Raw genomic sequence first — 25,043 nt, forward strand, 5'->3', positions numbered from 1 at the left:
ATAGTCGCCCCCGCTCGCGCTTATCGTCGGCCAATTGACCAAATTAACCAGTTAGTACAATTTACCCCCACGGCGTTGTCCCTCCCCCGCAACGCCCACAATAACAACGGAGAAATATCCCATGCGTCCTATCGTTCTGGTGCTCAACGGCCCGAACCTGAACCTGCTCGGCACCCGCGAGCCAGCCACTTATGGCCACGAGACCCTGGCGGACCTCTCCGCCCTGTGCGGCCGCGCCGCCGAGGAACTGGGCCTTGGGGTGGAGTTTCGCCAGACCAACCATGAAGGCGAACTGCTGGACTGGATTCATGCCGCCCGCGGTCGCTGCGCCGGGATAGTGATCAACCCCGCGGCCTGGACCCACACCTCGGTGGCGATCCGCGACGCCCTGGTGGCCAGCGAGCTGCCGGTGATCGAGGTGCACCTGTCCAACGTCCACGCCCGCGAGCCGTTTCGTCATCATTCGTTTGTCTCGGGGATTGCCCTGGCAGTGATGTGCGGCTTTGGCAGCCACGGCTATCGCCTGGCGCTGGAGCACTTCAGCCTGCGCTTCAAGGAGCAAGGCGTATGACCCGGCACACAGGCGTGCTCGCCGGATTGATTGGCGCCGGCATCCAGGCTTCGCGCACCCCGTCCCTGCATGAACATGAAGGTGATGCCCAGGGCCTGCGCTACCTGTACCGGTTGATCGACCTGGACCCATTGCAGCTCGACAGCAGCGCCCTGCCCGACCTGCTGAGCGCTGCCGAGCGAATGAACTTCACCGGCCTGAACATCACCTTCCCCTGCAAGCAGAGCATCCTGCCCCTGCTCGACGAGCTGTCCCCGGAGGCCCGGGGCATCGGCGCGGTCAACACCGTGGTGCTCAAGGACGGCAAGCGTGTGGGCCACAACACCGATTGCCTGGGGTTTGCCGAAGGTTTCCGCCGCGGCCTGCCGGGGGTTGCCCGCCAGCACGTGGTGCAGATGGGGGCCGGCGGCGCCGGGGCAGCGGTGGCCCATGCGCTGCTCAGCGAAGGCGTGCAGCAACTGACTCTTTTCGACGTGGAAAGCCTGCGCGCGCAAAGCCTGGCGGACAACCTCAACCAGCACTTCGGGGCCGCTCGGGCCCGGGCCGGAAACGACCTGCCCGGCACCCTGGCCAACGCCGATGGGCTGGTCAACACCACGCCGATGGGCATGGCCAAGTTGCCCGGCATGCCGGTGCCGGTGGAGCTGTTGCGGCCCGAGTTGTGGGTGGCGGAGATTGTCTATTTCCCCCTGGAAACCGAACTGCTGCGCAACGCCCGCGCCCTGGGTTGCCGCACCCTGGATGGCGGCACCATGGCGGTGTTCCAGGCGGTCAAGGCGTTCGAGCTGTTCAGCGGCCAGAGCGCCGATGCACAGCGCATGCTCGCGCATTTCCACAGCATGAACGGCTAAAGCGCCAGGCCAGGCATGACCCGGCCGCCGCAGTCACCGACTGCGGCGGCCGAAAGTGCCGCCCAGGGTTACTCGGACTTGAGCTGCAAGCGTGACAGCAGGCCGATCAGCAGCACGTTGAAGAGGATCATCAGCGCGCTGCCCAGAAGCCCCACCACACTGATCAGCGCATTGGGCAGCCAGTCGAACAGGCTCAAGCCGCTCAGGGACAGCAATCGCTCGCTGAACCAGAAAGCGTCGACCACGATCATCAGGATCAGGATCAATTTCAACGTCGGAACAGGGTTGCCCATGGTGCTTTCCTTGTCTGATGGAACGCCTATGCCTGCACAGGTGAGTGTCAGGCTTGCAGGTAGCGTAGAACCGATTCGCAGATCATTTCCCGGTGGCGTTGCTTGATGCTCTCGTCCGGCAGGTCGATCTGGAAGATCTCGCCGAAGGTGTGGCGGTTCGACACCCGGTAGAAACAGAACGAACTGATCAGCAAATGCACATCCAGCGGGTCCAGGCCGCGGCGGAACACCCCGGCCTGCACGCCACGCTCGAGGATCTCGCCCAGGGCATGGAGGATGGTGTTGTTCATCGCCTTGATCACCCCGGACTGCTTCACGTACTCGGCCTTGTGGATATTCTCGATGCTGACGATGCGCACGAAATCGACGTTGCGGTCGTGGTGGTCGAAAGTGAATTCCACCAGCCGGCGAATCGCCTCCTGCGGCGCCAGTTCCGCCAGGTGCAGGCGGCTCTCGGTGCTGCGGATATCGCCGTAGAGTTTCTCCAGGACTTCGACGTACAGCTGCTCCTTGCTGCCGAAGTAGTAATAGATCATGCGCTTGGAGGTGTGGATGCGCTCGGCGATCGCGTCCACGCGGGCACCGGACAGCCCCTGCTGGACGAACTCGACAATGGCTTCTTGAAGGATGTTCTCGCGGGTCTTTTCCGGGTTGTTCTTGCGACTCTTGCGCGGCTCGAGGGCGGGCTCGGCGGGCGCAATGGAGCGTTCACGGGTCATTGTCATTCTGGGCTCACGGCCATCATTGCACACGCGGGCGATTATGGGCCGCGTCACCCCGCGAAAGAAAGCACGGAGGCGGTGCTTGGCCACCGCCGATTACCAAACACCTACAACTTGGCCTGACGCACCGCGCCGCTGCGGGACTTGGCCATGGCCGCCAGGCGCACCGCGACGTTGGCCGCGCCATAACCGGCGTAGCCGTTCTTGCGCTGGATGATCTCGAAGAAGAAGCGCCCCTCGAACGGCTCGGTGTAGACATGGAACAGCTCGCCGCCCTGGGCATCGCGGTCGTACAGGACGTTGTAGTAGGCCAGTTCGCTGAGGAACTCGTCATCGAAATCGAAACGCGCCGCCAGGTCGTCGTAGTAGTTGAGGGGAATATCCAGCAGCGGCACCCCGGCCTCCTTGGCACGACTGACCTCGGCGAAGAGGTCGTCGCAATCAAAGGCAATGTGATGCACCCCCGAGCCGCGATAACTGGACAAGGCATGGGAGATGGCCGTGTTACGGTTCTCCGAGATGTTCAACGGCAGGCGGATCGAGCTGCAACGGCTGCGCAGGGCGCGGCTTTTCACCAGGCCATAGGGGTCGGGCAGCACCACTTCATCGTCGGCGGTGAAGTCCAGCAGGCACTTGTAGAACAGCACCCAGCTGTCGAGGCTGTCCGCCGGCAAGGCCATGGCTATGTGGTCGACCCGCTTGAGGCTGCCCTTGGCCTGCGCGCCGTCGAACAGGTTGAAGTCAGTGTCGTACCAGGGCTGGCCGCCCGGCTGCTGGTCCACCAGGTAGATCAGGCTGCCGTCGGGCTCGCGCACGGCGGCCAGTTCCAGCTCGTTGGGCCCCACCAGGCCGCGATAGGGCTGGCCCTTGTAGGCCACCGCACGCTGCAGGGCCTTGGCACTGTCCTTGACCCGGATTGCCGTGGCACACACCGAAGGGCCGTGGGCCTCGAAGAAGCTGTGGGCAAAGGAATAGGGTTCGGAGTTGAGGATCAGGTTGATGTCGCCCTGGCGCATCAAGCTCACGCTTTTGGAGCGGTGTTGCCCGGCCCGGGCAAACCCCAGGCGCTCCAGCCAGCCACTCAGCTTGGCCCCCAGGGCCTCGTCCACCGCGAATTCGAGGAACTCGGTGCCGTCATAGGCCTCGGCCGGAGGCGGCGCGAACAGGGTGTCGAGGTTGGCCACCGGTTGCGCCTCCTGGTGCAGGCGCTCGCGGGTCTTTTCCTCCAGGTACAACAGGGAGCGCAGGCCGTCGGCGGCGTTGGCCCGTGGCGGCGCGGCGCGAAAGCCGTCATTGAAGATCTCCAGGGACAAGGGGCCGGTGTAGCCGCTCTTGATGATCGGTGCCAGGAACCCCGGGAGGTCGAATTCGCCCTGCCCCGGGAAGCAGCGAAAATGCCGGCTCCACTCCAGTACGTCCATGGCCAGGATCGGTGCGTCAGCCATCTGCACGAAGAAGATCTTGTCCCCCGGGATCTCGGCGATCGCCGAGGGGTCGCCCTTGAGCGACAGGGTATGGAAGCTGTCCAGCAACACCCCGAGGTTGGGGTGGTCGGCACTGCGGACAATGTCCCAGACCTGCTGGTAGGTGTTCACGTGGCGGCCCCAGGCCAGGGCTTCGTAGCCTATGCGCAGGCCGCGCACCGCCGCGCGTTCGGCCAACTGGTGCAGGTCATCGACAATGATCTGCCGGTCCCCCAGGCTATCGGCCGCGGCATTGCTGCACACCAGCACCAGGTCGGTGCCCAGTTCCTGCATCAGGTCGAATTTGCGTTCGGCGCGCTCCAGGTTGCGCGCCAGGCGATCACGACGGCAGCCCTCAAAATCCCGAAATGGCTGGAACAGGGTGATGGCAATCCCCAGGTCGGCGCACATCTGCCTGATTTCCCGCGGGCTGCCGTCGTAGTAGAGAAGGTCGTTCTCGAAGATTTCCACTCCGTCGAACCCGGCCGCGGCGATGGCTTCGAGTTTTTCCGGCAGGGTGCCGCTCAAGGACACGGTGGCAATGGAACGCTGCATGATTCAACTCCCGGATGAAAACGGCCGGTGCACCCGTGCCTTTATTGGATTGCCGCGGATTATTCCACACCGCCCCTCAAAGTGTACGAACCAGTTAGTTTTGTGTTCGATTATCGAACAAAATGCGGATTGGCGAATTGACGATTTTTCAGCCACTGCGCACCATCGACAGCACATTGAGCCGGCCCCACAACCTCCGGCTTCAATCACCCAGACCCAGAACACACCATAAAAATTTCAAAAATCGGGTACACCCTCATGCTTGCACTCAACGCCCCGCACTGCTGCACATCCCGTAGGCTCATGCCTGGAGCGACCTCGATCGGCCCCTGGAGCAACACGCCCCAGCCCTGAGCTGATGCGTCGAGACGACAGCGTTCGCCTGCCCAACTCAAGCGGCAACGACGAACCTACCCAGCCGGTCAATCAGCACGCCCTCGCTGACGATTGATCACGCGCCCTTGAGTTCCGACGAGCCCTGGCTCGTCAGTCACTGAACGGATGGCCTACATGATTCCTTCCCAAAGCTCTCGCATTGCCCCGAGCCTCAGCGTTGCCGGCGGCATCGGCGACAAGATCCGCGGCGCCATGGCCGTCGGCAAGACCCGCTGGGGCATGCTCGCCCTGGTGTTTTTCGCCACCACCCTGAACTACATCGATCGCGCCGCACTGGGCGTGATGCAGCCGATCCTGGCCAAGGAAATGAACTGGACGGCGATGGACTACGCCAACATCAACTTCTGGTTCCAGGTCGGCTACGCCGTGGGCTTCGTGCTGCAGGGACGATTGATCGACCGGGTCGGCGTGAAGCGCGTGTTCTTCTTCGCCGTACTGCTCTGGAGCCTGGCCACCGGCGCCCATGGCCTGGCCACTTCGGCGGCGGGCTTCATGGTCTGCCGGTTCATCCTCGGGCTGACCGAGGCCGCCAACTACCCGGCCTGTGTGAAGACCACGCGCCTGTGGTTCCCGGCTGGCGAACGGGCCGTGGCCACCGGCATCTTCAACGCCGGGACCAACGTCGGCGCAATGTTCACCCCGATGCTGCTGCCGCTGATCCTGCATGCCTGGGGCTGGCAGGCGGCGTTCCTGTGCATGGCGGCACTGGGCGGCGTGTGGCTGTTGTTCTGGGGCCTGAAGTACTTCAACCCGGAAGATCATCCCCGCGTCAAAGCTTCCGAGCTGGCCTACATCCAGCAGCAGGTGGAACCCGAACCGACCCGCGTGCCCTTCAGCCGCATCCTGCGCATGCGCGGCACCTGGGCCTTCGCTATCGCCTACTCGCTGACCGCACCGGTGTTCTGGTTCTACCTGTACTGGCTGCCGCCCTTCCTCAACCAGCAGTACAACCTGGGGATCAACGTGACCCAGATGGGCATCCCGCTGATCATCATCTACCTGACCGCCGACTTCGGCAGCGTCGGCGGCGGCATCCTCTCCTCGTTCCTCATTGGCCGAGGGATGAACCCGATCAAGGCGCGGCTGCTGTCGATGTTCCTGTTCGCCTGCTGCATCATCGGCGTGATCATGGCCGCCGGCACCGCCAACCTGTGGCTGGCGGTGTTCGCCATCTCCCTGGGGATCGGCGCGCACCAGGCCTGGACCGCCAACATCTGGAGCCTGGTGATGGACTACACGCCCAAGCACATGATGAGCACGGTGTTCGGCTTCGGCGGCATGTGCGCAGCCATCGGCGGCATGTTCATGACCCAGATCGTCGGCCACATCCTGACCGCGACCAACAACAACTACACCCTGCTGTTCACCCTGATCCCGGCCATGTACTTCATAGCCCTGACCTGGATGTACTTCATGGCCCCGCGCAAGATTCCCCACGTAGAAGACTGATGCTCCGCCTTGCGCAGGCCCGGTGGCGGGCCTGCGCTTTTTTTTGCCCGCAGTTCTGCGCTCCCGGGCTCAACCCCGCCGCTGTTGCCAGGCCGCTGCCAGCCCGCTGAGGCAAATCACTGCAATACCCAACTGGGTGATCAACGACGGCGCGTGGCCAAACAGCAGCCAGCCCAGCAACCCGGCGAAGACAATCTGGCAATAGCCGAACGGCGCCAGCAGGGCCGGCGCCGCATGGCCAAAGGCCCGGGTCAGGAACAGATGGGCACTCATGCCGCACGCGCCCAGCGCCAGCATCAGCAGGCCATGGACAAAGCCCGGGGTCTGCCAGAAGAACGGCACCAGGGCACTCATCACCAGGGTGTTGCACAGCCCGGCGAAGAAGTTGCTGGTGGTGGGGCTGTCATGCTCGGCCAGCTTGCGGGTCAGCAGTTGATAGAAACAGAAGAACAGCGCCGAGCAGAACGGCAGCAACACTGCCGGGGTGAAGAGTTCGCCTCCCGGATGGACGATGATCAGCACCCCGATAAAACCGCAGATCACCGCCAGCCACTGGCCCCGGGTCACCTGTTCGCCCAGCAGCGGCACCGACAGCGCAGTGACCAGCACCGGGGCAAGAAAGTTGACCGCCGTGGCCTCGGCCAGGGGAATGAACAACAGCGCCGAGGTGAACAGCAAGCTGGTGCTCAACAGGCACAGGGCTCGCAGCAACTGCAGCAGCGGGCGCTGGCTGCGCAGCACCCGCAAGCCTGATTGCGGCAGGAAGATCCCGGCCATCAGCAGGGTATGGATCAGGTAACGGGCCCAGACCACCATGATCACCGGGAAGAACCCCGAGAGGTATTTGGACAGGGCATCGTGGCTGGCGAACAGGAAGGTCGCCAGAACGATCAGCACAATGCCCTTGAAGGGGTGGTTGGTCCCGGAGAGGGGCGTGCTGCGGATCATGGGCATTCCTTGGGAACAATGGGAGAAACCGTTTCGCCGGCCAGCCGGCTCCTACGGGGCATACCTCCCTCCTGTAGGAGCCGGCTGGCCGGCGATTGCCCTGCTGCGGATTCAGATCCTGGCGAGCAGCGCCCGGGCTTTATCCAGGGCCATCTGGGCCCGCTGCAAGGCACTCACACCCTGCTCCAGCAACTGCAGCGTGGGGATCTCCAGGCTCAGGGGCAGGTTGTCCGGCAAGCACTTGAGCAAGCCCGGCAGATCGCAATCGCCGTCCCCCGGGAAACGTCGCTCGTTGCGCGCCTGGCGCAAAATTTCCTGCATATCCTCCGGACGAGGGCCCGCAACGTCGCACAGCTGGGCATAACGCAAACGCGCCGGAGCGACCTTCGCCAGATCCTCCAGACGCGATGCCGAACGATCGAAATGGAAGGCGTCCACCAGTACGCAGCCGTTGCTGCGACCGGCGTTCTCCACCACCCGTACCGCTTGCTCCAGGTTGCGCGCGTCGGTCCAGGGCATGAACTCCAGATGAGGGTGCAAGCCGTACTGCACCGCCAGATCGCACAAGGCGGCAAAGTTATCGGTCATGCGGGCTTCATCCGGGTCATTGCCCGCCACCAGCAACTCGCTGGCGGCAAACTCGGCGCCCACTGCCAGCACGCCCTCGAAGTCCTTGATCCGGGTCTGCGGCTTGAGCCGCAGGATTTCCACATCCAGCACCCGCACCCCGGTATCCCGCAGTCGGGCCAGGGTCTGGCGGCGCAGGTCGGCATCCGCCACCAACGGGAAATGCCGTTCTTCCGGGGTGGCCGGGACCAGTCGCAGGCCGACATGGCTGTAGCCGGCCTGCGCCGCCACCTCGACCATCTGCGGTGGGGAAAGCTCCAGCACGGTCAGGCTGGCCAGGGAGAAAATCCGCTCACTCATCCTTTGTTCACTCAATCAGGGTTGGGGTGCAGGCGCGCCCAGTGGCGGCGGCCTGACGAATAGCTTCAACCAGCGCCAGGGTCCGCCCGGCATCGGCAGCACTCACCAGGGGCGCAACCTCTCCCCGGGCCACCTGGACAAAGTGCTGCAACTGCAGGCGCAGGGCTTCGCCCGGGGCGCAGGCTTCCTCTTGCATCAGCAACGGCTCATGCCAACCGGCCCCGGCTTCGGCGTAGTGCCAGCGCTTGAGCTGGGGAATGCTCAAGGCGCCTGCGGTCCCGGACAGCAGGTAACAGGGCTGGTCGGCCTGGCGCGGGTACGCGGGGTTTTCCCCGGAATCCAGCTCCCAGCTCCAGGGCGCGGCCGCGGCATCGGAACCGGTCAGGCTACCCAGGGCACCGTTGTCGAATTGCAGCAGCACCGCGGCACAATCCTCGTTGGCGTAGCCGCGCACGCTGTTGCTGGTGATGGCCTGAACCTGGCGCACCTCACCACACAGGTAGCGCAGCAGGTCGAGGTCGTGGATCAGGTTGGTCAGCAACATGCCGGCCCCGGCTTCGCGGCGCCAGGGAATGTCGAAATAGCGCTCGGGCTTCTGTAGCTGCCAGAGCGCGGTGACGTTGGTCAGTTGCCCCAGGGCGCCGCTGCGCAGCAGTTCATGGGCGCGGGCGATCAATGGGTTGTGCCGCCGGTGATGGCCCACCAGCACCGGCACCCCGCAAGTACGACTTGCCGCTACCAGTTCCCGCACTTCATCCAGGTGCACGCCTACCGGTTTTTCCAGCAGCACCGGCACGCCAGCGGCCAGGCAATCCAGGGCGGTAGTGACGTGGAGGTTATTGGGGTTGGCAACGATCACTGCATCCGGGCGAATTTCCCGCAGCAGGCTCTGGTGATCGGCAAAATGCGGCACCTGCCATTGCCCGGCGATTGCGGCCGCCTGGGGGCCGGGGTCGGCCACCGCGCAGAGACAGGCCTCGGCCAGGGTCTTGAGGTGTTGATAGTGCTGCTGCCCCATATTGCCGACGCCGATCAGGGCGATGCGCAGTGGCGTGCTCAATGGAAGATCCTCTTGTGATTGTTATTGGGACACTGAATTTCAAATATTTAGAACTCAGTTCCACTTTCATACAAGAGGGAGAAAAAATACTGTCCGATTATCGAACGGCTTTGCACGCTACCGCTGGCAAGCTGCATCGACAGCGGCCACAAGCCGAGGCCTGTGAAGCCGCTGCCGCAAGCGCTGAACGGCGGTGCAACAGCCGCAGCGATATCAGGGTCACCACCAGCCCTGGAGCCTTACCTCAGTGGAACAGCTCGGAGGCCTGGCTGGCGGCCGACAGTTCCTCGGCAAACTGCAGCAGCAGTGGCGCCAGTTCATGCAGCCGCGCCAGGGGCAGGCGCGCGCTGGGGCCGGCGACGCTGAGCACGCCTACAACCCGGCCATCGATGGGATGGCGCACCACCGCGGCAATCGCCGAGGTGCCTACCGCAGAGCTTTCCTCGACCCAGGCGTAGCCCTGCTCCCGGGCCAGGCGCAAACGCTCCAGCAGCTCGATGTTCGAACGCGGTGCATTGGGGCCCAGGTCCGCCGGGGTTTCCACGCGCTGGCGTTCCACCAGTGACAAGGCCTCGGCATCACTCAGGGTGGCCAGCCAGGCGTGCCCGGAAGCGGTGTAGAACAACGGCGCCTCGCGGCCCATGTCCGGGTCGTAGCGCAGCCCGGAACGCGCGCCCTGGGACTTGGCGATCCAGGTCTGGCGCTCGCCTTCGATCACCCCCAGGCGCACCAGCTCACCGGACTCCTGGGCCAGGCGATCGAGCACCGGCTGGACAATGTCGGCGCCGCTGGCGGACAGGTAACGAAAGCCCATGGCCACCAGCCGGGTGGACAGCTGGTAGCGCAGGTTGTCCGGATTCTGCCGCACATATCCCAGGCGAATCAGCTCGGCCAATAGACGGTGGGTGGCGCTCTTGGGGATTTCCAGCTGCTCGGCCAGGGTCTGCAGCGGCAGGCCGCGGGGATCAGCGGTAAGACGTTCGAGAACACTGAAGACGCGTTCGATTTGACTGCCAGCCATGGTCGGGTCCCGACAAAATTTGGCCGATTCTAGTGACAACGGGCCGGTTGGGAAACTGCCGGGCGGGGTTCGATTACCGCCCGAAATCGGCGCGACCGAGCCTTATGCCCGGCACAACGCCTTGTGCGCAGGTTAGCCGAGCTCGTATATTTTTTGGAACCGATTTCCACAATACCAATTGCCGCGACAGAGCCTGAACTCGATTTTCCGGGCATTTTCTGGCCGGCCGCGCTGTCCAACGCCAACGACACTCAAAGCCCCGCCTACCCGGCTGCGCTGTTTTATCCACAGGGAGAATGCCCATGCCTCACTCCGTAGATTGCCCAGTCCTGACCCACGCGGGCCTGCACATGCCCAAGCTGGGCCTCGGCACCTGGCCGATGCTCGATGCCGAATGCACTCGCGCCGTGGAACAGGCCCTGGAGCTGGGTTACCGGCACATCGATACCGCCCAGGCCTACAACAACGAAGACGCCGTGGGCCAGGCCCTAGCCAACACTCCAGTGCCCCGGGAGCAGATCCACGTCACCACCAAGGTCTGGTGGGACCAGCTGCAACCCGACGCCATGCGCCACTCCCTGGAGCGCAGCCTGAAAGCCCTGCAAACCGACTACGTCGACCTGTTCCACATTCACTGGCCCAGCAGCGACTGGGAACTGGAGCGCAGCATCGAAACCCTGGTGTCGTTCAAGGAACAGGGGCTGGTGAAACACATTGGCGTGGCCAACTTTCCCCTGGCCCTGCTGCGCCGGGTGATCGAAGGCTGGGGCGCGCCGCTGTCGGCGATCCAGGTGGAATACCACGTGCTGCTGGGGCAAAGCGGCCTGCTGGACTATGCCCGCAGCCGCGACATGGTGCTGACCGCCTACACACCGCTGGCGCGCAACAAGGTGTCCGAGGTGGCCGAGATCCGCCAGATCGCCGCCAAGCACGGCGTGCTGCCGACCCAGGTGGCGCTCAAGTGGCTGCTGGACCAGGACAATGTGGCGGCCATCCCCAAGGCCAGCAGCCGGGCCAACCAGCTGGCCAACCTGGAATCCCTCAAGGTCCAGCTGGACGACGAGGACCGGGCGCTGATCGCCAGCCTGCCCAAGGATCAGCGCCAGGTCAGCCCGGACTTCGCTCCGGTGTGGGACCACTTCGACCGCTGAAACGAAGCGCTCCCTGATACCGCGACGCGGCGTCAGGGAGCGGCTTCTCGATCGCCGGCCATCCCGGGCTTAGCGGTGTTTCAGAAATCGAAGAACACCGTCTCGCCTTCACCCTGAATGCGGATATCGAAGCGATAGGCGCGCTGGCCATTGACCTCGCAGGGGTGGGCCAGCAGGGTTTCCCGGCGCGGCGGCTGTTCGATCAGGTTCAGTACCGGGCACTGGGCATTGGCTTCCGGTTCATCGGCAAAGTACAGCCGGGTGTGCAGGTGGATATTGATCCCCCGGGCAAACAGCGACAGGTTGATGTGCGGCGCCATGGGCACCCCCGCCGCATTGTTCACCACACCCGGCTTGACGGTATTGAGGGTCCATTCCCCGGCATCGAAAGTGGTGGCGGTGCGACCAAAGCAGTTGAAAGACTTTTCCGTATCGAACACCGGGTCATAGACCCCGGCGTGGTCGGCCTGCCAGAACTCCAGGAACGAATCCCGCACCAGGTGGCCATTGCCGTCGTAGACGTGGCCGATCAGCAGGATCTGCTCGCCCGGCGCATCGGGCTTGGCCATCTGGTTCCAGATTTCCTCGGGGCGTGGCAGATTTCCCGCCGCCGCCAGGGCCAGGCCGATATGGACATAGGGGCCGGCCGTTTGCGAGGGGGTTTCAGGCAGCAGTTGAACAGGCATGGCAGGCTCCTCAGCAGTTCTCGAAGTGGGTCTTGCGCTGGCCGCGCAGCACGATGTCGAAGCGGTAGGCCAGGCAATCCATGGGATTGGCACTGCCCATGTCCAGGCGCGCGATCAGGCTCTGCACCGCATCCGGGTTGGCAATGGACTTGACGATCGGGCACAGCGGGATCAGCGGATCGCCTTCGAAATACAGCTGGGTGATCAGCCGCGTGGCGATCGACGGACCACTGATGGAAAAGTGAATGTGCGCCGGGCGCCAGTCGTTGGGGCCGTTGCGCCAGGGGTAAGGGCCGGGCTTGATGGTGCGGAAGCTGTAGTAGCCGTCACGGTCGGTAAGGGCCCGGCCGACACCACCGAAGTTCGGGTCCAGGGGCGCCAGGTAGCGGTCGTTCTTGTGCCGGTAGCGGCCGCCGGCGTTGGCTTGCCACATCTCCACCAGGGTATGGGGAATGGGTTTGCCGTACTGGTCGCAGACCCGCCCGGAAACGATGATCCGCTCGCCCACCGGCAAGCCGCCGTTGTTGAAGTTGAGCAGCAAGTCGTTATCGAAACGCCCGGTGCGCAGGTGGGAAAAGTCCGGGCCGCCGGTTTCGCTGGCCGATTGTGGAATGCTCACCAGCGCCTGGCGCGGGGAGCGGGTGACCGAGGTCTTGTAGTCGGGAGTCAGGGCCTTGGGGTGCCAATTACGGTCGCGAATCACGAAGCGACTGTTGTCTGCATCAGACATGTCGATCTCCTGTTGTTTGATTTATGGAGCGCAGCCGACGCAGTTTCAAACAAAGCAGGAAGGTGGAACATTGAAAAGCCGCCCCCTATCCATAACCAAACAGTTATGGATAACGTCCCTCGCGATAGGCGATCCCGACTTCCCGCAACACCTCCACCGCCCATTGCCCGGCCAGGGACAACGGCAGGCTGGTGTTGCTGGAAATACCCACCGAGCCTCCGGGCTCGCGCAGGCCCAGGTCCAGTTCCAGCAGCTCAGCGTTGGCCAGGTCCAGGCGCACGGCATCCAGGGGCGCAATCCACAAGGCATCGCTGGACAGCGTATAGCGCCGGCTCAGGGCCACCGACAGGGTTTCCAGGCGTTGCTGCGACAGGGCAATGCCGCACTGCACAAACAGGCTGTCGGCGTGCTTGCGGATGCTGGTGCCGGCCAAGGGCAGCACCAGCGGGTAGACACTCACGGCATCGCGATCCAGCAGGCCAGCCGCCAACGGATGCCCGGGCCGCGCCACCAGGGTCATGGATTCGCTGTACAGGTGCTCGAAGCTCAGGCCCTGGATCTCCGGACTCTCGGTCATGCGCCCCACCACCAGGTCCAGATCGCCCACCCGCAGCTGCGAAAGCAGATAGGCACTGGGACCGGTCACCACACTCACCGTCAGCGCCGAATGGCGCTGGTGCAGGCGTCGCATCACCTCGGGCAGCAGCAGGCTTTCCACGGTGGACAGCACGCCGATACGCACCAGCCCGGCGGCATATTCGCCGCCCCGCAGGCTGTTGACGCCTTCACGCAGGGCTTGCACCGAGGGCCCGGCATAACGCAGGAAAGCCCGGCCAGCCTCGGTCAGGCTGAGCCCGGCCTTGCTCCGGGCAAACAGCCGGGTATCCAGCAAGGCTTCCAGCTCCTTGAGGGTTTTCGACATCGCCGGCTGGCTTACCGCCAGCACATCGGCGGCCCGGGCCAGGCTGCCCTGGCGGGCCATTTCAAGAAAACACACCAGGTGACGGAATTTGATGCGGGTATCGATGTTCAATAGGGGGCCCCGAATGTGTCTGGACCGGATCGATCCGGCTGCGGGCCATGGTAGCGTGGGCAAAATTCCCTGACGACCGGACTGGCGCCGGCTCACGCCAGCCACAACACTGATCTGCAGAAAAAAACGAGGATTCCCCCATGCTTTGGAAAAAAGGCCGGCGCAGCGACAACGTCGTGGATGCGCGAGATGACAGCAGCGGTGGCGGCGGTGGCGGCATGCGTTTTGGTGGGGGCAAGGGCTTGAGCCTGACGGCGATCATGCTGATCGTCGGCATCGGCTGGGCCACCGGCCAGGACCCGTTGCAGATCCTCGGCCAACTGCTGGGCCAGGGCGGCCAAAGCACCCAGACTTCGGCGCCGGCCACCCCCCAGGCGCGCAAAGCGCCCCCGGCCAATGACGAGCAGGCGGAATTCGTCCGCGCGATCCTCGGCGACACCGAAGACACCTGGGGCCAGATCTTCCAGCAGGCCGGCCGCCAATATCAGCCGCCCAAGCTGATTCTGTTCCGTGGCCGGGTCAACTCCGCCTGTGGCGCCGCCACCTCCGCCAGCGGGCCCTTCTACTGCCCTGCCGACCGGCAGGTATACCTGGACATGGACTTCTTCCGGGAAATGGCCCAGCGCTTTTCCGCTGCCGGAGACTTCGCCCAGGCCTATGTGATCGCTCACGAGGTTGGGCATCACGTTCAGACCCTGCTCGGGGTCTCGGCGAAAATGCAAGCCGCACGCCAGCAAGGCCGGCAGATGGAAGGCGACGGCGGCTTGCTGGTGCGCCAGGAGCTGCAGGCCGACTGCCTGGCCGGGGTCTGGGCCTACCACGCCCAGCAACGCCTGAACTGGCTGGAGCCCGGAGATGTTGAAGAAGCCCTGAACGCCGCCAACGCCATCGGCGATGATCGCCTGCAGCAGCAAGGCCAGGGCCGGGTGGTGCCGGACTCCTTCACCCACGGCACCTCCGCGCAGCGGGTGCGCTGGTTCAAGACCGGGTTCAGCCAGGGCCAGGTCGGCCAGTGCGATACCTTCGCCGCCAAGAGCCTGTAGATGCGCTGGCTGCTGGCAACGCTGCTGTGCCTGGGCTGCTTCAGTGCCCAGGCCACGGAACATGGGGTCAAGGTTCTCAGCCCCGAACGCCTGACCCTGGGTAGCGGCGAGCTCGCGTTGGGCCTGAGCCAGGATTGGCGCCAGCCACTGCCCCAGGTGCAGCGGGCCCTGATCATCGTTCATGGCCGGCTGCGCAATGCCCAGACCTACCTGCGCAGCGGCGAAACCGCCGCCGGGCAGGCCGGGCAAAGCGTCGCGACACTGGTGATCGCCCCACAGTTTCTCAATCAGAGCGATATCGCCCGTCATCAGCTGCCGGACCCGCTGCTGCGCTGGAAGGGCAATGACTGGATGGCCGGCGAGCCCGCTACCGGCCCACTGGCCATCAGCTCCTATGCGGTGCTGGATGCCATCCTCCAGCGGCTGCAGGACCGCCAGCTCTTTCCTGCACTCAAGGAAGTGGTGATCGCTGGCCACTCCGGCGGCGCCCAGGTGGTGCAACGCTATGCCCTGACCACCGGCAACCATCCGGAGCTGGAAAAAGCCGGAATCGGCCTGCGCTACGTGATCGCCAATCCGTCGTCCTACGCCTACTTCGACCCCTCGCGCCCGGTGGCTTTCGAGCCGGCCAGTTGCCCAGGTTTCAATGACTGGAAATACGGCCTGCAGCACCTGCCGGCCTATGCGCTCGGCAAATCTGCGGCGCAGCTGGAACAGGGCTATGTGCAGCGCAACATCACCTACCTGCTGGGCCAGCAGGACATCGACCCCAACCACCCGGCCCTGGACAAGAGCTGCGCCGCCGAGACCCAGGGCGCGTATCGGCTGGTTCGCGGGCACAACTACTTCGACTACCTGATGCGGCGTCATCCGCAAGGCTTGCCACAACGGCTGGTGGAAGTGCCCGGGGTCGGGCATGACGGCGACCGGATGTTCACCTCGCCCGCGGGGCAGGCGGCGCTGTTCCAGTAGGAGCCGGCTTGCCGGCGAAGGCCCTCAGGCCGACAGCAGTTCGCGCAGCTGTGCGCAATCGCGCGCATGCCAGTCGGTCAGTTCCGGCCAGGGGTTGTCCGGCAGGTTCACCAGTACCGTGCGCGTCCCCGCAGCCCGCCCGCAGTCCAGGTCGAAGCGGTAGTCACCAACCATGACCATGCGCTGCGGTGCCACATCCCAGGCTTCGGCAAGCTTCAGCAAACCACCGGGGTGGGGTTTGGGCGGGGCTTCGTCGCGCCCCAGTACATCGGCCTCGGCAAAGCAGTCCGCCAGGCCGATGGCTTCCAGGGTCACATGGGCCAGCTCCCGGGCATTGCGGGTCAGGATGCCCAGGCGATAACCACGCCCGGCCAGTTCGCGCACCAGCTCTACCGCCCCCGGCGCCGGGCGCGAACCCAGGGCCAGGTCGCGCTCGTGCTCCAGCAGCCAGGCGTGCTTGGCCGCGGACTCATCCGCCGGCAAGGCCGCCAGGTGAGTGAGGATGTCGTCCTCGGGAGGAATCGACAGTGCCTGGCGAATCGCCGCGAAATCATGCACGGCGATGGTCAGGGTGCCGTCCATGTCGAAAACCCAGTGTTCAATGTCTCTAAGGCTCATGCCCAATCCTTGCGGTGACGGATCAACCCTTCCTGAGTCACCGAGGCTACCAGCTGGCCGGCACGGTTGAACACGCTGCCCCGGGAAAAACCCCGGGAATTGCCGGCCCAGGGGCTGTCCATCGCATACAGCAGCCAGTCATCAGCCCGCAGGTCGGCATGGAACCACAGGGCGTGGTCGAGACTGGCCACCTGCATGTCCTTCTGCCACACCGACTTGCCGTGGGGCAGCATCGAGGTGGTCAGCAGGCCGAAGTCCGAGGCATAGGCCAACAGGTACTTGTGCAGCGCCGGGTTGTCGGCCAAGGGCCCGTCGGCGCGAAACCACACGTATTTGACCGGGTCCATCGGCTGCGGGTTGTAGGGGTCCTTCTCGGTGACCGGGCGCACTTCGATGGGTTTGGGGCACAGCAGTTTCTCGCGCATGTGCTCGGGAATCAGGTGCGCGCGCTGCTGGGTGATCTCCAGTTCGGAGGGCAGGTTTTCCGGGCCGACCACCTGGGGCATGGTGATCTGGTGTTCGAAACCTTCCTCGTCGTACTGAAAGGACGCACTGCAGGTGAAGATCGGGTTGCCCTTCTGGATCGCGGTGACCCGACGGGTGCTGAAGCTGCCGCCGTCGCGTACCCGGTCCACCTGGTAGACCACCGGCAACCCGGCATCGCCAGGCCTGAGGAAATAACCATGCAGAGAGTGCACGTGGCGCGCTTCCTCGACCGTCTGGCTGGCCGCGGACAAGGACTGGCCGAGTACCTGGCCGCCAAACAACTGGCGAAAACCCAGGTCCTGGCTGCGGCCGCGAAACAGGTTTTCCTCGATGGCTTCCAGGGTCAACAGGTCGACCAGATCATCCAGCACGTCACTCATTCAGACTCTCCTCACACAGAGCAAAACCGCGCAATCTCGGCTGCGGCGGTCATATCGATTAGGGTCAAGCACTTCATCGGCACATTCTAAACGTGCGCGCTTGCTATCCATGCAAGGTTTCCAACCATTGTTCGCGGGTGATGCGGTACAGCACATGCTCGCGCAGAGGGTGATCGCCGGCGAGGTTCGGGTGCTCGAAATCTTCCTCGGCGGCGTGCTGCATGCCAATCGCCTGCATGACCTTCTGCGACGGCAGGTTGCCCAGGGTGGTGAAGGCCACCACCTCATCCAGGGCCAGCCGGTCAAAGGCACAGCGCAGCGCCGTCCAGGCCGCCTCACTGGCGTATCCCAGGCCCCAGTGCTCACGCGCCAGGCGCCAGGCGATTTCCACTGCCGGGGTGAACGACGCCTCGAAACCGACGACGCCCAGGCCGGTAAAACCGATGAACGCGCCAGTGTCCTTACGTTCTAGGGCCCAGACCCCGAAGCCGTGCTCGGCAAAATGCCCGCGTATCCGCCCGATCAGCGCGGCACTCTCCAGGCGGCTCAGGGGCGCCGGGAAATAACGCATGACCTGAGGATCGGCACACATCGCCGCAAATGCCGGCAGATCATCGTCACGCCATTGGCGCAGCAACAGGCGCGCGCTTTCAAGTTGCAGTATCGGCTCCATCGGTGCCCTCCGTTTCCGTGGGTGCAAGTCTACATCGCTGGTAGGATCCTTCACGGGTTCATCCAAGAAAATGCCATGACACTGCCGCTGATCTACCACGACGACTACAGCCCCGAATTCCCTGCGGACCATCGCTTCCCGATGGACAAGTTCCGCCTGCTGCGCGACCACCTGGTGGACAGCGGCCTGACCCGTGATGCCGACCTGCTGCGCCCGCAGCTGTGCCCGGCGGATGTCCTGGCCCTGGCCCACGACCCCGGCTACATCGAGCGCTACCTGCAAGGCGAGCTGTCCCGGGAAGACCAGCGGCGCCTCGGCCTGCCCTGGAGCGAAGCCCTGGCCCGGCGCACCGTGCGCGCCGTCGGCGGTTCCCTGCTGGCCGCCGAACAGGCCCTGGAACATGGCCTGGCCTGCCACCTCGCCGGCGGCACCCACCACGCCCACTACGACTACCCGGCAGGGTTCTGCATCTTCAACGACCTGGCGGTGATCAGCCATTACCTGCTGGAAAGCGGGCGCGTGGGCCGGGTGCTGATCTTCGACTGCGACGTGCACCAGGGCGATGGCACTGCACGGATCCTGCAACATACCCCTGACGCGGTGACCGTCTCGTTGCACTGCGAGAAGAACTTCCCCGCCCGCAAGGCTCAGAGCGACTGGGACATCCCGCTGCCCATGGGCATGGGCGACGCCGAGTACCTGCAAGTGGTGGACGACACCCTCAACTACCTGCTGCCCCTGTATCAGCCGGACCTGGTGCTGTACGACGCCGGGGTCGACGTGCATCGGGACGACGCCCTGGGCTACCTCAAACTCACCGATGCCGGGGTGGCCGAGCGCGACGAACGAGTCATGCGCCATTGCCTGGGCCGGGACATCCCGGTGATGGGCGTGATCGGCGGCGGCTACAGCAAGGACCGCCAGGCCCTGGCCCGGCGTCACGGCATCCTCCACCACAGTGCGCAGCGAGTGTGGACCTCAGCAGGTTGTCACTGATGTGCACGCCGTACCCGCACTGCCTGTGGCACCTCCTGTGGATAACCTGCCCCCTCCCCTGCGGCCCTTGTCACCGGGCCCAGCAGCGGGGTGTCTTTCGCTTGATCGACTTGCTGACGCGCAAGGCCCGGGTGTCGTTGTTGCGCAATCTGCTGCCCGACGCCAGGGCTCCCCTCAAGCGGCCTTCTGGACGGGGAGCGGGCCAACCAGGCGCCCCCGTGCGGCGTTGGCATCAGTGATCCACACACTGCTGGGCACCACCGAATAAAAGCTTCAAGAACCTGCTGGCGGTGCCTTATCATTTCTCAAACTTCATCTCCAGATAGCACTGCACTCCAGTACTGGAACTCATTTAAAACAGGATCAAGACAATGCGATTCTTAATAACTGGCGGTGCGGGATATATTGGCTCGCACACATTATTGGAGTTACTTCAGTCCGGCCACGAGGCAGTAGTACTTGATAACTTGTGCAACAGTTCCATGCAGTCAGTGCAGCGAGTCCAGGAAATAACCGGACGCGAAGCTTTTTTTATTCAAGGTGATGTTTGCGATCGGGCGACCCTTGATCGTATTTTTTCCGAACATGAAATTGATGCCGTTCTACACTTCGCCGGACTGAAGGCCGTAGGAGAAAGTGTCCAGCAGCCGTTGACGTACTACCAGAACAACGTGAGTGGCAGTATTACCTTGTGCCAAGCCATGGCCGCAGCAGGTATATACCGTTTGGTATTCAGTTCCTCCGCAACAGTCTACGGCGACCCGACACAAATACCCGTTGTCGAGACATGCCCGACGGGAACACCGACCAACCCCTATGGCAACTCCAAGTTGATGGTGGAGAAGATGCTGCAGGACCTGGTTGCATCCGACCCTCGCTGGTCTGTGGCCTTGCTGCGCTACTTCAATCCGGTGGGTGCCCATCAGAGTGGCCAGTTGGGTGAAGATCCCAATGGCGTTCCGGAAAACCTCCTGCCCTACATCGCTCGTGTTGCCGTAGGGAAACTCCAACAGCTCTCTATTTATGGCAACGACTACCCCACCCCGGATGGAACGGGAGTTCGTGACTACATCCATGTCGTCGATCTCGCCAAAGGGCATCTGGCAGCCCTGAACTATATTTCCGAACATACCGGAGCCAACGTCTGGAACCTCGGCACCGGAGTTGGTTACTCAGTAATGGACATGATCCAGGCCTTTGAGAAAGCGTCGGGCCGCGCCATCCCTTACACCCTCTCTCGGCGTCGTCAGGGAGACATTGCAGAATGCTGGTCAGATCCATCCAAGGCACTTGCCGAGTTGGGCTGGAAGGCCGAACTGGGGCTGCAGGACATGATGGAAGACACTTGGCGCTGGCAGTCCAACAACCCAGATGGCTACAAGTGAACGTTTGATTGAAGTGGCGCTGATCGGCACTAGTGCAACGCCTAAGAACCCATGGGTAGGGCTGGCCGGAAGGTGCCCCTCAGGGCATCAACCCTCATCCCTGAAGAGCGGGACAAACGGAAATACCCTGCCGGCCGGCCCCTCGATCAGCATGACGACCATCGGCCTGCCGGGACCGGGTTGCCCCTGGGTTGCACACATGTGAAAGCCGCTGGCTTTTTTCGGGTTCTCATCACCTGCATGCACGACGCCCCGAGCCTTCCAGTACTGCGCCCAGAAGGCCTGATCAAGCCGTTCATCGAGCCCCGAAGAACATCGGGGCAGGGGATGGCTTGGACAAGCCCTGGCTCGGCACGGCCCGCCCCCAGATTGCAGGACGTAGCGGGCCTGGACGTCATCAGGTTGTCACTCAATCCTGGACGCCTTACCCACATTCGCTGTGGAACCGCTTGTGGATAACCTGAGCGAAAGGTGCTGAAGCCCTCGCCACCCGTGGCCTGCAGCTAACCGCTTAGTTTTTGACCAAGCCTTGCGCCCCACCCTGAACCACTCACGGCATTACCCCCAATCCCTGGGGAACCGCTTGTGGATAACCTGAGCAAAAGGCCTTGCAGCCCACGGCAGGCAAGGCCTGCAGCAACCTGTATGTTTTTTGATCAACAAACAGCACTGGCACAACCCCTGACCTGACCACAGGCACAGAAGCCGAGCACTTGCGCCCCCTCCGACACCGCTGGCCGCCTGTCATCAAGGTTTCACTCTGCTGTGAATGCCTTACCCCCAATCCTTGGGGAACCGCCTGTGGATAAGCTGAGCAAAAACCCTCCCAGCCCAGGCCGTACAAGGCCTGCACAAAAGTGATCATTTTTCGACCAAGCACTCGTGCATTACCCCCAATCCCTGGGGACCCGACTGTGGATAACCTGGGCAAAACCCTTTGCAGCCCAGGCCACGCGGGAGATGCAGCCGGTCGTCTATTTTCTGATCAGCGGCAGCGCCTGCACCTCGGGTAGAATGCCCGGCCAAATCCCCAGTACCGCTTCCCGCCATGACCCGATCCCGCTCCCCTCTCCCCCACAGCGTCGCCATTATCGGTGGCGGCCCGGCCGGCTTGATGGCCGCCGAGGTCTTGAGCCAGGCCGGGATCCAGGTCGACCTGTACGACGCCATGCCTTCGGTGGGCCGCAAATTCCTCCTGGCCGGGGTCGGCGGGATGAACATCACCCACTCCGAGGCCTATCCGGCCTTCCTTTCCCGCTACGGCGAACGCGCACCACAGATGGCCCCCCTGCTCCGCGAATTTGGCGCCGATGCGCTGTGCCAATGGATTCATGGCCTGGGCATCGAAACCTTTGTCGGCAGTTCCGGCCGGGTCTTCCCCACCGACATGAAAGCCGCACCGCTGTTGCGCGCCTGGCTCAAGCGCCTGCGCGATGCTGGGGTGGCGATCCACACTCGCCACCGTTGGCTCGGCTGGAATGCCGACGCCAGCCTGCGGGTGCAGCACCCTGAAGGGGAAAGCGCGGTGAATGCCGATGCGCTGCTGCTGGCCCTGGGTGGCGGCAGTTGGGCACGCCTGGGCTCCGACGGCGCCTGGCTGCCCCTGCTGGAACAGCAAGGCATCCGGATCGCACCGCTGCAACCGAGCAACTGTGGGTTTGACGTGGGCGGCTGGAGCGAGTTGCTGAAAAGCAAATTCGCCGGAGCGCCCCTGAAGAATGTCGCCATTGGCCTGAACGACGACGTTCCCCGCCTGGGGGAATGCGTCATCACCGCCAGCGGCATCGAAGGCAGCCTGATCTACGCCTTGTCGGCACCGATCCGCGAAGCCATCAACCGGCATGGCCAGGCAACCGTCCATATCGACCTGCTGCCCAGCAAGCCCCGGGACAAGGTTCAAGCCGCCCTGGCCAAGCCCCGTGGCTCACGATCGATGGCCAAGCACCTGCAGAGCCAGTTGGGTATCGAAGGGGTGAAGGCCGCGTTGCTGCGGGAGTTGACGGACGCCGACACCTTCAATGATCCGGCGCGACTGGCGGCGGCAATCAAGGCACTGCCCCTGTCTCTGGTGAAGCCCCGCCCACTGGACGAAGCCATCAGCAGTGCCGGTGGCGTGCCCTTCGAAGCCCTGGATGAGCGCCTGATGCTGCAGCAACTGCCTGGGGTGTTCTGTGCCGGCGAAATGCTCGATTGGGAAGCCCCTACCGGTGGCTACCTGCTGACCGCCTGCTTTGCCAGCGGCCGCCGTGCCGGGTTGGGAATACTGGAGTGGCTGCGGCGCAGGCCATAAACAGCTTCGCCGGCAAGCCGGCTCCTACGGGGAATTGCAGGAGCCGGCTTGCCGGCGAAGAGGTCAGCGCAATATCAGATCAAGGCTTGCGCTTGCGCGGCCCAGTGTTGAACGCCGGGACCTTGCGTACCGGTTTCGCCGCCGGCGCTTCGGCTACCTCACCACTGTCCACCCACTTGCCCAGGTTGCGCTTGCCGCCGCCACCGGAGGCCTTGGGTTTCTTCGGCTTCTTCGGTTTCTTGACTACCTGGCCACTGGCGTCGGTTTCCGGGACTCGGTGCTCGGGGGAGAAGTCCGCTTCCTCGTGGCGTTTCAGGGTCTGGCGGGTGAGCATCTCGATCGCCGACAGCAGGTTGACCTCGTCAGCACAGACGAGGGAGATCGCCTCGCCGGTGGCACCCGCACGTCCGGTACGACCGATGCGGTGGATGTAGTCCTCGGCCACGATCGGCAGGTCGAAGTTGACCACCAGCGGCAGGTCCTCGATGTCCAGGCCGCGGGCCGCCACGTCGGTGGCCACCAGGATCTGGATCTCGCTGGCCTTGAACCGATCCAGGGCACGCTGGCGCGTGGCCTGGGGTTTGTCGCCGTGGATGCCGTCGGCGTTCACGCCCTGGCCCTGGAGCTTCTCCACCAGTGCGTCCACGCCGTTACGGGTCTTGGCAAACACCAGAACCTGCTTCCAGCGGTTCTTGCGCAACAGGTGGCTGAACAGCTCCGGCTTGCGCTTCTTGTCCACCGGCACCACCCATTGCTTGACCGTGTTGGCGGCCACGTTGCGTGGGCTGACTTCGATGCTCAGCGGGTCGTTGAGCATCTGCCCGGCCAGTTGGCGGATGGCGTCGGAGAAGGTGGCGGAGAACAGCAGGGTCTGGCGCTTTTTCGGCAGGGCGGCATAGATGCTCTTGAGCTCTTCGGAGAAGCCCAGGTCCAGCATGCGGTCGGCCTCATCGAGCACCAGGGTCTGCAACTGGTTGAACTTCACTGCGTTCTGCCGGAACAGATCCAGCAGGCGCCCCGGGGTTGCCACCAGCAGGTCGATGCCTTTGCGCAGCTTCATCATCTGCGGGTTGATGCTGACCCCGCCATACACCGCGTAGGTGCGCAACGGCAGGTGTTCGGCGTACTGGCGCACGCTTTCGTGAACCTGCTCGGCCAGCTCCCGGGTCGGCACCAGAATCAGCGCACGCACCGAGTTGCTGTCGACCTTGGGCCCTTGCAGGGTCAGCAATTGCAACAACGGCAGGGCGAAACCGGCAGTCTTGCCGGTGCCGGTCTGGGCTGCGGCCATCAGGTCACGCCCCCCCAGCACCGCCGGAATGGCTTGGGCCTGGACCGGGGTCGGGGTCTGGTAGCCAAGGGTTTCAAGGGCGCGCAGCAAGGGTTCGATCAGGCCAAGGGTGGCGAATGTCATGGGGGGTACCGTAGGAAAGATTCGGCGCAGGGACGCAATGGGCGGCAGTTTACCCTAATTCAGGAGCACGCTCGTCGCCGGCCGCTGGCGTCTCCCTGTGACTTGCTGGTGTATGCTTGCCCGCGCCATTAGCGCCAGAATACAGCGCAGCAGTCGCCCGAAAATCCGGCGCACGACGCAAGCTGATACCCCCCCGATTGCCTTGTCTCCCAGGAGCCCATCTGCATGGATAGCGAAAACCCCTTCCAGGCCCCCACAGCCGAACTCTTGGCCGAAAAGCCAGTTGCCCGGAATCTGAGCCTGTACAGCATCCCGGCCATTGGCCTCAGTACCTTCATCGGCAGCTCGGTGGCGGGCGCTTATTTCATCAGCCAGAACCTCAAGGCCATGGGCCGCGAGAGCGAGGTGAACAAAGCCTGGGCCATGGGCATCGGCCTCCTCGTGGCCATGAGCGTGGCCGGCTTTTTCCTGCCGCAAAGTATCCCCGCGGTGGTCTTTGTCCTGCCGCCGATCTATGGGATGAATGCCTACGCGCGCCAACTGTTCGGCCCCCAGGTGGAGGAGCACAAAGCGAGCAACGGGCGCTTCGTCTCGCTATGGCGAGTGGCGGGCATCAGCCTGCTGTTTTCCCTGGCCATGGTGGCGGTGCTGGTTGCCGTGGTGCTGCTGACCGGCATCGAGTGACCCCGGTCATCTGACCGCACGACGCCTGGCCATGCCCGGCGTTTTTCAGCCTGCGAGCCTGGCCTCCCACAGGCTGGGCGGGTGCATTCGAAACGTTTGAGCGGGCCCCAGCCATCAGCCCTCGCCCCCGACAAGCCCCATTCTGCTCCGCCTTCCTGACTTTGCAGCGGCAAGTTCCCTAGGACCGGTACTAAAAGCCCGGCCTTCGATGTACGGCGCCGACTCCCCTGCCTATGATGCCCACCG

The 25,043-nt window shown here is 63.9% G+C and carries 24 protein-coding genes; 10 read left to right on the plus strand and 14 right to left on the minus strand.

Translation table 11 applies throughout. From position 1 onward, the window contains the following. Nucleotides 1–121: 121 nt before the first annotated feature. Nucleotides 122–571 carry a type II 3-dehydroquinate dehydratase gene (gene aroQ, locus ACZ5BO_RS30505; protein WP_025129237.1) on the plus strand — a complete coding sequence of 150 codons (450 nt, stop codon included), beginning with the start codon at nt 122–124 and terminating at the stop codon, nt 569–571. Further along, nucleotides 568–1,422: a shikimate dehydrogenase gene (locus ACZ5BO_RS30510; protein ID WP_025129238.1), complete on the plus strand. Its 855-nt coding sequence runs from the start codon at nt 568–570 to the stop codon at nt 1,420–1,422. The genes aroQ and ACZ5BO_RS30510 overlap by 4 nt, the downstream gene beginning before the upstream one ends. A 68-nt stretch (nt 1,423–1,490) precedes the next feature. On the opposite strand, the gene ACZ5BO_RS30515 is transcribed toward ACZ5BO_RS30510, so the two are convergent. The 3 genes from ACZ5BO_RS30515 to quiC all read right to left on the minus strand — a co-directional run bounded on the left by ACZ5BO_RS30515 (nt 1,491) and on the right by quiC (nt 4,455). Continuing rightward, nucleotides 1,491–1,715: a hypothetical protein gene (locus tag ACZ5BO_RS30515; protein ID WP_464697318.1), complete on the minus strand. Its 225-nt coding sequence runs from the start codon at nt 1,713–1,715 to the stop codon at nt 1,491–1,493. Between the two features lie 47 nt (nt 1,716–1,762). Beyond that, nucleotides 1,763–2,440 carry a TetR/AcrR family transcriptional regulator gene (locus ACZ5BO_RS30520; RefSeq protein WP_025129240.1) on the minus strand — a complete coding sequence of 226 codons (678 nt, stop codon included), beginning with the start codon at nt 2,438–2,440 and terminating at the stop codon, nt 1,763–1,765. Between the two features lie 104 nt (nt 2,441–2,544). Beyond that, on the minus strand, nt 2,545–4,455 hold the full coding sequence (gene quiC, locus ACZ5BO_RS30525) for a 3-dehydroshikimate dehydratase QuiC (RefSeq protein ID WP_464697319.1): 1,911 nt from the start codon (nt 4,453–4,455) through the stop codon (nt 2,545–2,547). A gap of 510 nt (nt 4,456–4,965) precedes the next feature. Between quiC and ACZ5BO_RS30530 the strand changes: the two genes are divergently transcribed. Beyond that, nucleotides 4,966–6,300, plus strand: coding sequence for an MFS transporter (locus tag ACZ5BO_RS30530; RefSeq protein WP_025129242.1), 1,335 nt, complete (start codon nt 4,966–4,968; stop codon nt 6,298–6,300). 69 nt (nt 6,301–6,369) lie between these two features. On the opposite strand, the gene ACZ5BO_RS30535 is transcribed toward ACZ5BO_RS30530, so the two are convergent. The 4 genes from ACZ5BO_RS30535 to ACZ5BO_RS30550 form a co-directional block, all read right to left on the minus strand. Continuing rightward, nucleotides 6,370–7,248, minus strand: coding sequence for a DMT family transporter (locus tag ACZ5BO_RS30535; RefSeq protein ID WP_464697320.1), 879 nt, complete (start codon nt 7,246–7,248; stop codon nt 6,370–6,372). 111 nt (nt 7,249–7,359) lie between these two features. Beyond that, complete coding sequence (locus tag ACZ5BO_RS30540; protein ID WP_464697321.1) at nt 7,360–8,175, minus strand: sugar phosphate isomerase/epimerase family protein; 816 nt, start codon at nt 8,173–8,175, stop codon at nt 7,360–7,362. 7 nt (nt 8,176–8,182) lie between these two features. Beyond that, on the minus strand, nt 8,183–9,235 hold the full coding sequence (locus tag ACZ5BO_RS30545) for a Gfo/Idh/MocA family protein (RefSeq protein WP_025129245.1): 1,053 nt from the start codon (nt 9,233–9,235) through the stop codon (nt 8,183–8,185). Nucleotides 9,236–9,479: 244 nt separating this feature from the next. Then, nucleotides 9,480–10,256 (minus strand): IclR family transcriptional regulator, encoded by a 777-nt coding sequence (locus ACZ5BO_RS30550; protein ID WP_464697322.1) that lies wholly within the window; start codon nt 10,254–10,256, stop codon nt 9,480–9,482. A gap of 302 nt (nt 10,257–10,558) precedes the next feature. Here ACZ5BO_RS30550 and ACZ5BO_RS30555 point away from each other — a divergent pair, with 302 nt between their 5' ends. Beyond that, on the plus strand, nt 10,559–11,407 hold the full coding sequence (locus tag ACZ5BO_RS30555; RefSeq protein WP_025129247.1) for an aldo/keto reductase: 849 nt from the start codon (nt 10,559–10,561) through the stop codon (nt 11,405–11,407). Nucleotides 11,408–11,487: 80 nt separating this feature from the next. On the opposite strand, the gene pcaG is transcribed toward ACZ5BO_RS30555, so the two are convergent. The 3 genes from pcaG to pcaQ form a co-directional block, all read right to left on the minus strand. Further along, nucleotides 11,488–12,093, minus strand: a complete 606-nt coding sequence (pcaG, locus tag ACZ5BO_RS30560) for a protocatechuate 3,4-dioxygenase subunit alpha (RefSeq protein ID WP_464697323.1) — start codon at nt 12,091–12,093, stop codon at nt 11,488–11,490. 10 nt (nt 12,094–12,103) lie between these two features. Next, nucleotides 12,104–12,823, minus strand: coding sequence for a protocatechuate 3,4-dioxygenase subunit beta (pcaH, locus tag ACZ5BO_RS30565; RefSeq protein ID WP_464697324.1), 720 nt, complete (start codon nt 12,821–12,823; stop codon nt 12,104–12,106). 103 nt (nt 12,824–12,926) lie between these two features. Further along, nucleotides 12,927–13,856, minus strand: coding sequence for a pca operon transcription factor PcaQ (gene pcaQ, locus ACZ5BO_RS30570; RefSeq protein ID WP_464697325.1), 930 nt, complete (start codon nt 13,854–13,856; stop codon nt 12,927–12,929). Nucleotides 13,857–13,996: 140 nt separating this feature from the next. On the opposite strand from pcaQ, the gene ypfJ reads away from it, so the two are divergent. Continuing rightward, nucleotides 13,997–14,899, plus strand: a complete 903-nt coding sequence (gene ypfJ / locus ACZ5BO_RS30575; protein WP_464697326.1) for a KPN_02809 family neutral zinc metallopeptidase — start codon at nt 13,997–13,999, stop codon at nt 14,897–14,899. Continuing rightward, nucleotides 14,900–15,871 carry an alpha/beta hydrolase gene (locus ACZ5BO_RS30580; RefSeq protein ID WP_464697327.1) on the plus strand — a complete coding sequence of 324 codons (972 nt, stop codon included), beginning with the start codon at nt 14,900–14,902 and terminating at the stop codon, nt 15,869–15,871. A 24-nt stretch (nt 15,872–15,895) separates the two neighbouring features. On the opposite strand, the gene ACZ5BO_RS30585 is transcribed toward ACZ5BO_RS30580, so the two are convergent. The 3 genes from ACZ5BO_RS30585 to ACZ5BO_RS30595 all read right to left on the minus strand — a co-directional run bounded on the left by ACZ5BO_RS30585 (nt 15,896) and on the right by ACZ5BO_RS30595 (nt 18,028). Continuing rightward, nucleotides 15,896–16,489, minus strand: a complete 594-nt coding sequence (locus ACZ5BO_RS30585) for an HAD family hydrolase (protein ID WP_025129253.1) — start codon at nt 16,487–16,489, stop codon at nt 15,896–15,898. Further along, nucleotides 16,486–17,355 carry an acyl-CoA thioesterase II gene (gene tesB / locus ACZ5BO_RS30590; protein ID WP_025129254.1) on the minus strand — a complete coding sequence of 290 codons (870 nt, stop codon included), beginning with the start codon at nt 17,353–17,355 and terminating at the stop codon, nt 16,486–16,488. The genes ACZ5BO_RS30585 and tesB overlap by 4 nt, the downstream gene beginning before the upstream one ends. 103 nt (nt 17,356–17,458) lie before the next feature. Then, nucleotides 17,459–18,028 (minus strand): GNAT family N-acetyltransferase, encoded by a 570-nt coding sequence (locus ACZ5BO_RS30595; RefSeq protein ID WP_464697328.1) that lies wholly within the window; start codon nt 18,026–18,028, stop codon nt 17,459–17,461. Between the two features lie 75 nt (nt 18,029–18,103). On the opposite strand from ACZ5BO_RS30595, the gene ACZ5BO_RS30600 reads away from it, so the two are divergent. The 3 genes from ACZ5BO_RS30600 to ACZ5BO_RS30610 all read left to right on the plus strand — a co-directional run bounded on the left by ACZ5BO_RS30600 (nt 18,104) and on the right by ACZ5BO_RS30610 (nt 22,699). Beyond that, nucleotides 18,104–19,024, plus strand: coding sequence for a histone deacetylase family protein (locus tag ACZ5BO_RS30600; protein WP_025129256.1), 921 nt, complete (start codon nt 18,104–18,106; stop codon nt 19,022–19,024). Nucleotides 19,025–19,395: 371 nt separating this feature from the next. Beyond that, nucleotides 19,396–20,409 carry a UDP-glucose 4-epimerase GalE gene (gene galE / locus ACZ5BO_RS30605; RefSeq protein ID WP_029978441.1) on the plus strand — a complete coding sequence of 338 codons (1,014 nt, stop codon included), beginning with the start codon at nt 19,396–19,398 and terminating at the stop codon, nt 20,407–20,409. Nucleotides 20,410–21,457: 1,048 nt separating this feature from the next. Further along, nucleotides 21,458–22,699 (plus strand): TIGR03862 family flavoprotein, encoded by a 1,242-nt coding sequence (locus tag ACZ5BO_RS30610; RefSeq protein WP_464697329.1) that lies wholly within the window; start codon nt 21,458–21,460, stop codon nt 22,697–22,699. Nucleotides 22,700–22,778: 79 nt separating this feature from the next. Here ACZ5BO_RS30610 and ACZ5BO_RS30615 read toward each other — a convergent pair whose 3' ends face one another. Continuing rightward, nucleotides 22,779–24,113 (minus strand): DEAD/DEAH box helicase, encoded by a 1,335-nt coding sequence (locus ACZ5BO_RS30615; RefSeq protein WP_464697331.1) that lies wholly within the window; start codon nt 24,111–24,113, stop codon nt 22,779–22,781. Nucleotides 24,114–24,338: 225 nt separating this feature from the next. Between ACZ5BO_RS30615 and ACZ5BO_RS30620 the strand changes: the two genes are divergently transcribed. Then, a complete protein-coding gene (locus ACZ5BO_RS30620; protein WP_464697332.1) occupies nt 24,339–24,797 on the plus strand; it encodes a hypothetical protein in 459 nt (152 codons plus the stop codon). The last annotated feature ends 246 nt before the right edge of the window (nt 24,798–25,043 follow it).

This window comes from Pseudomonas sp. FFPRI_1, from assembly GCF_055384485.1.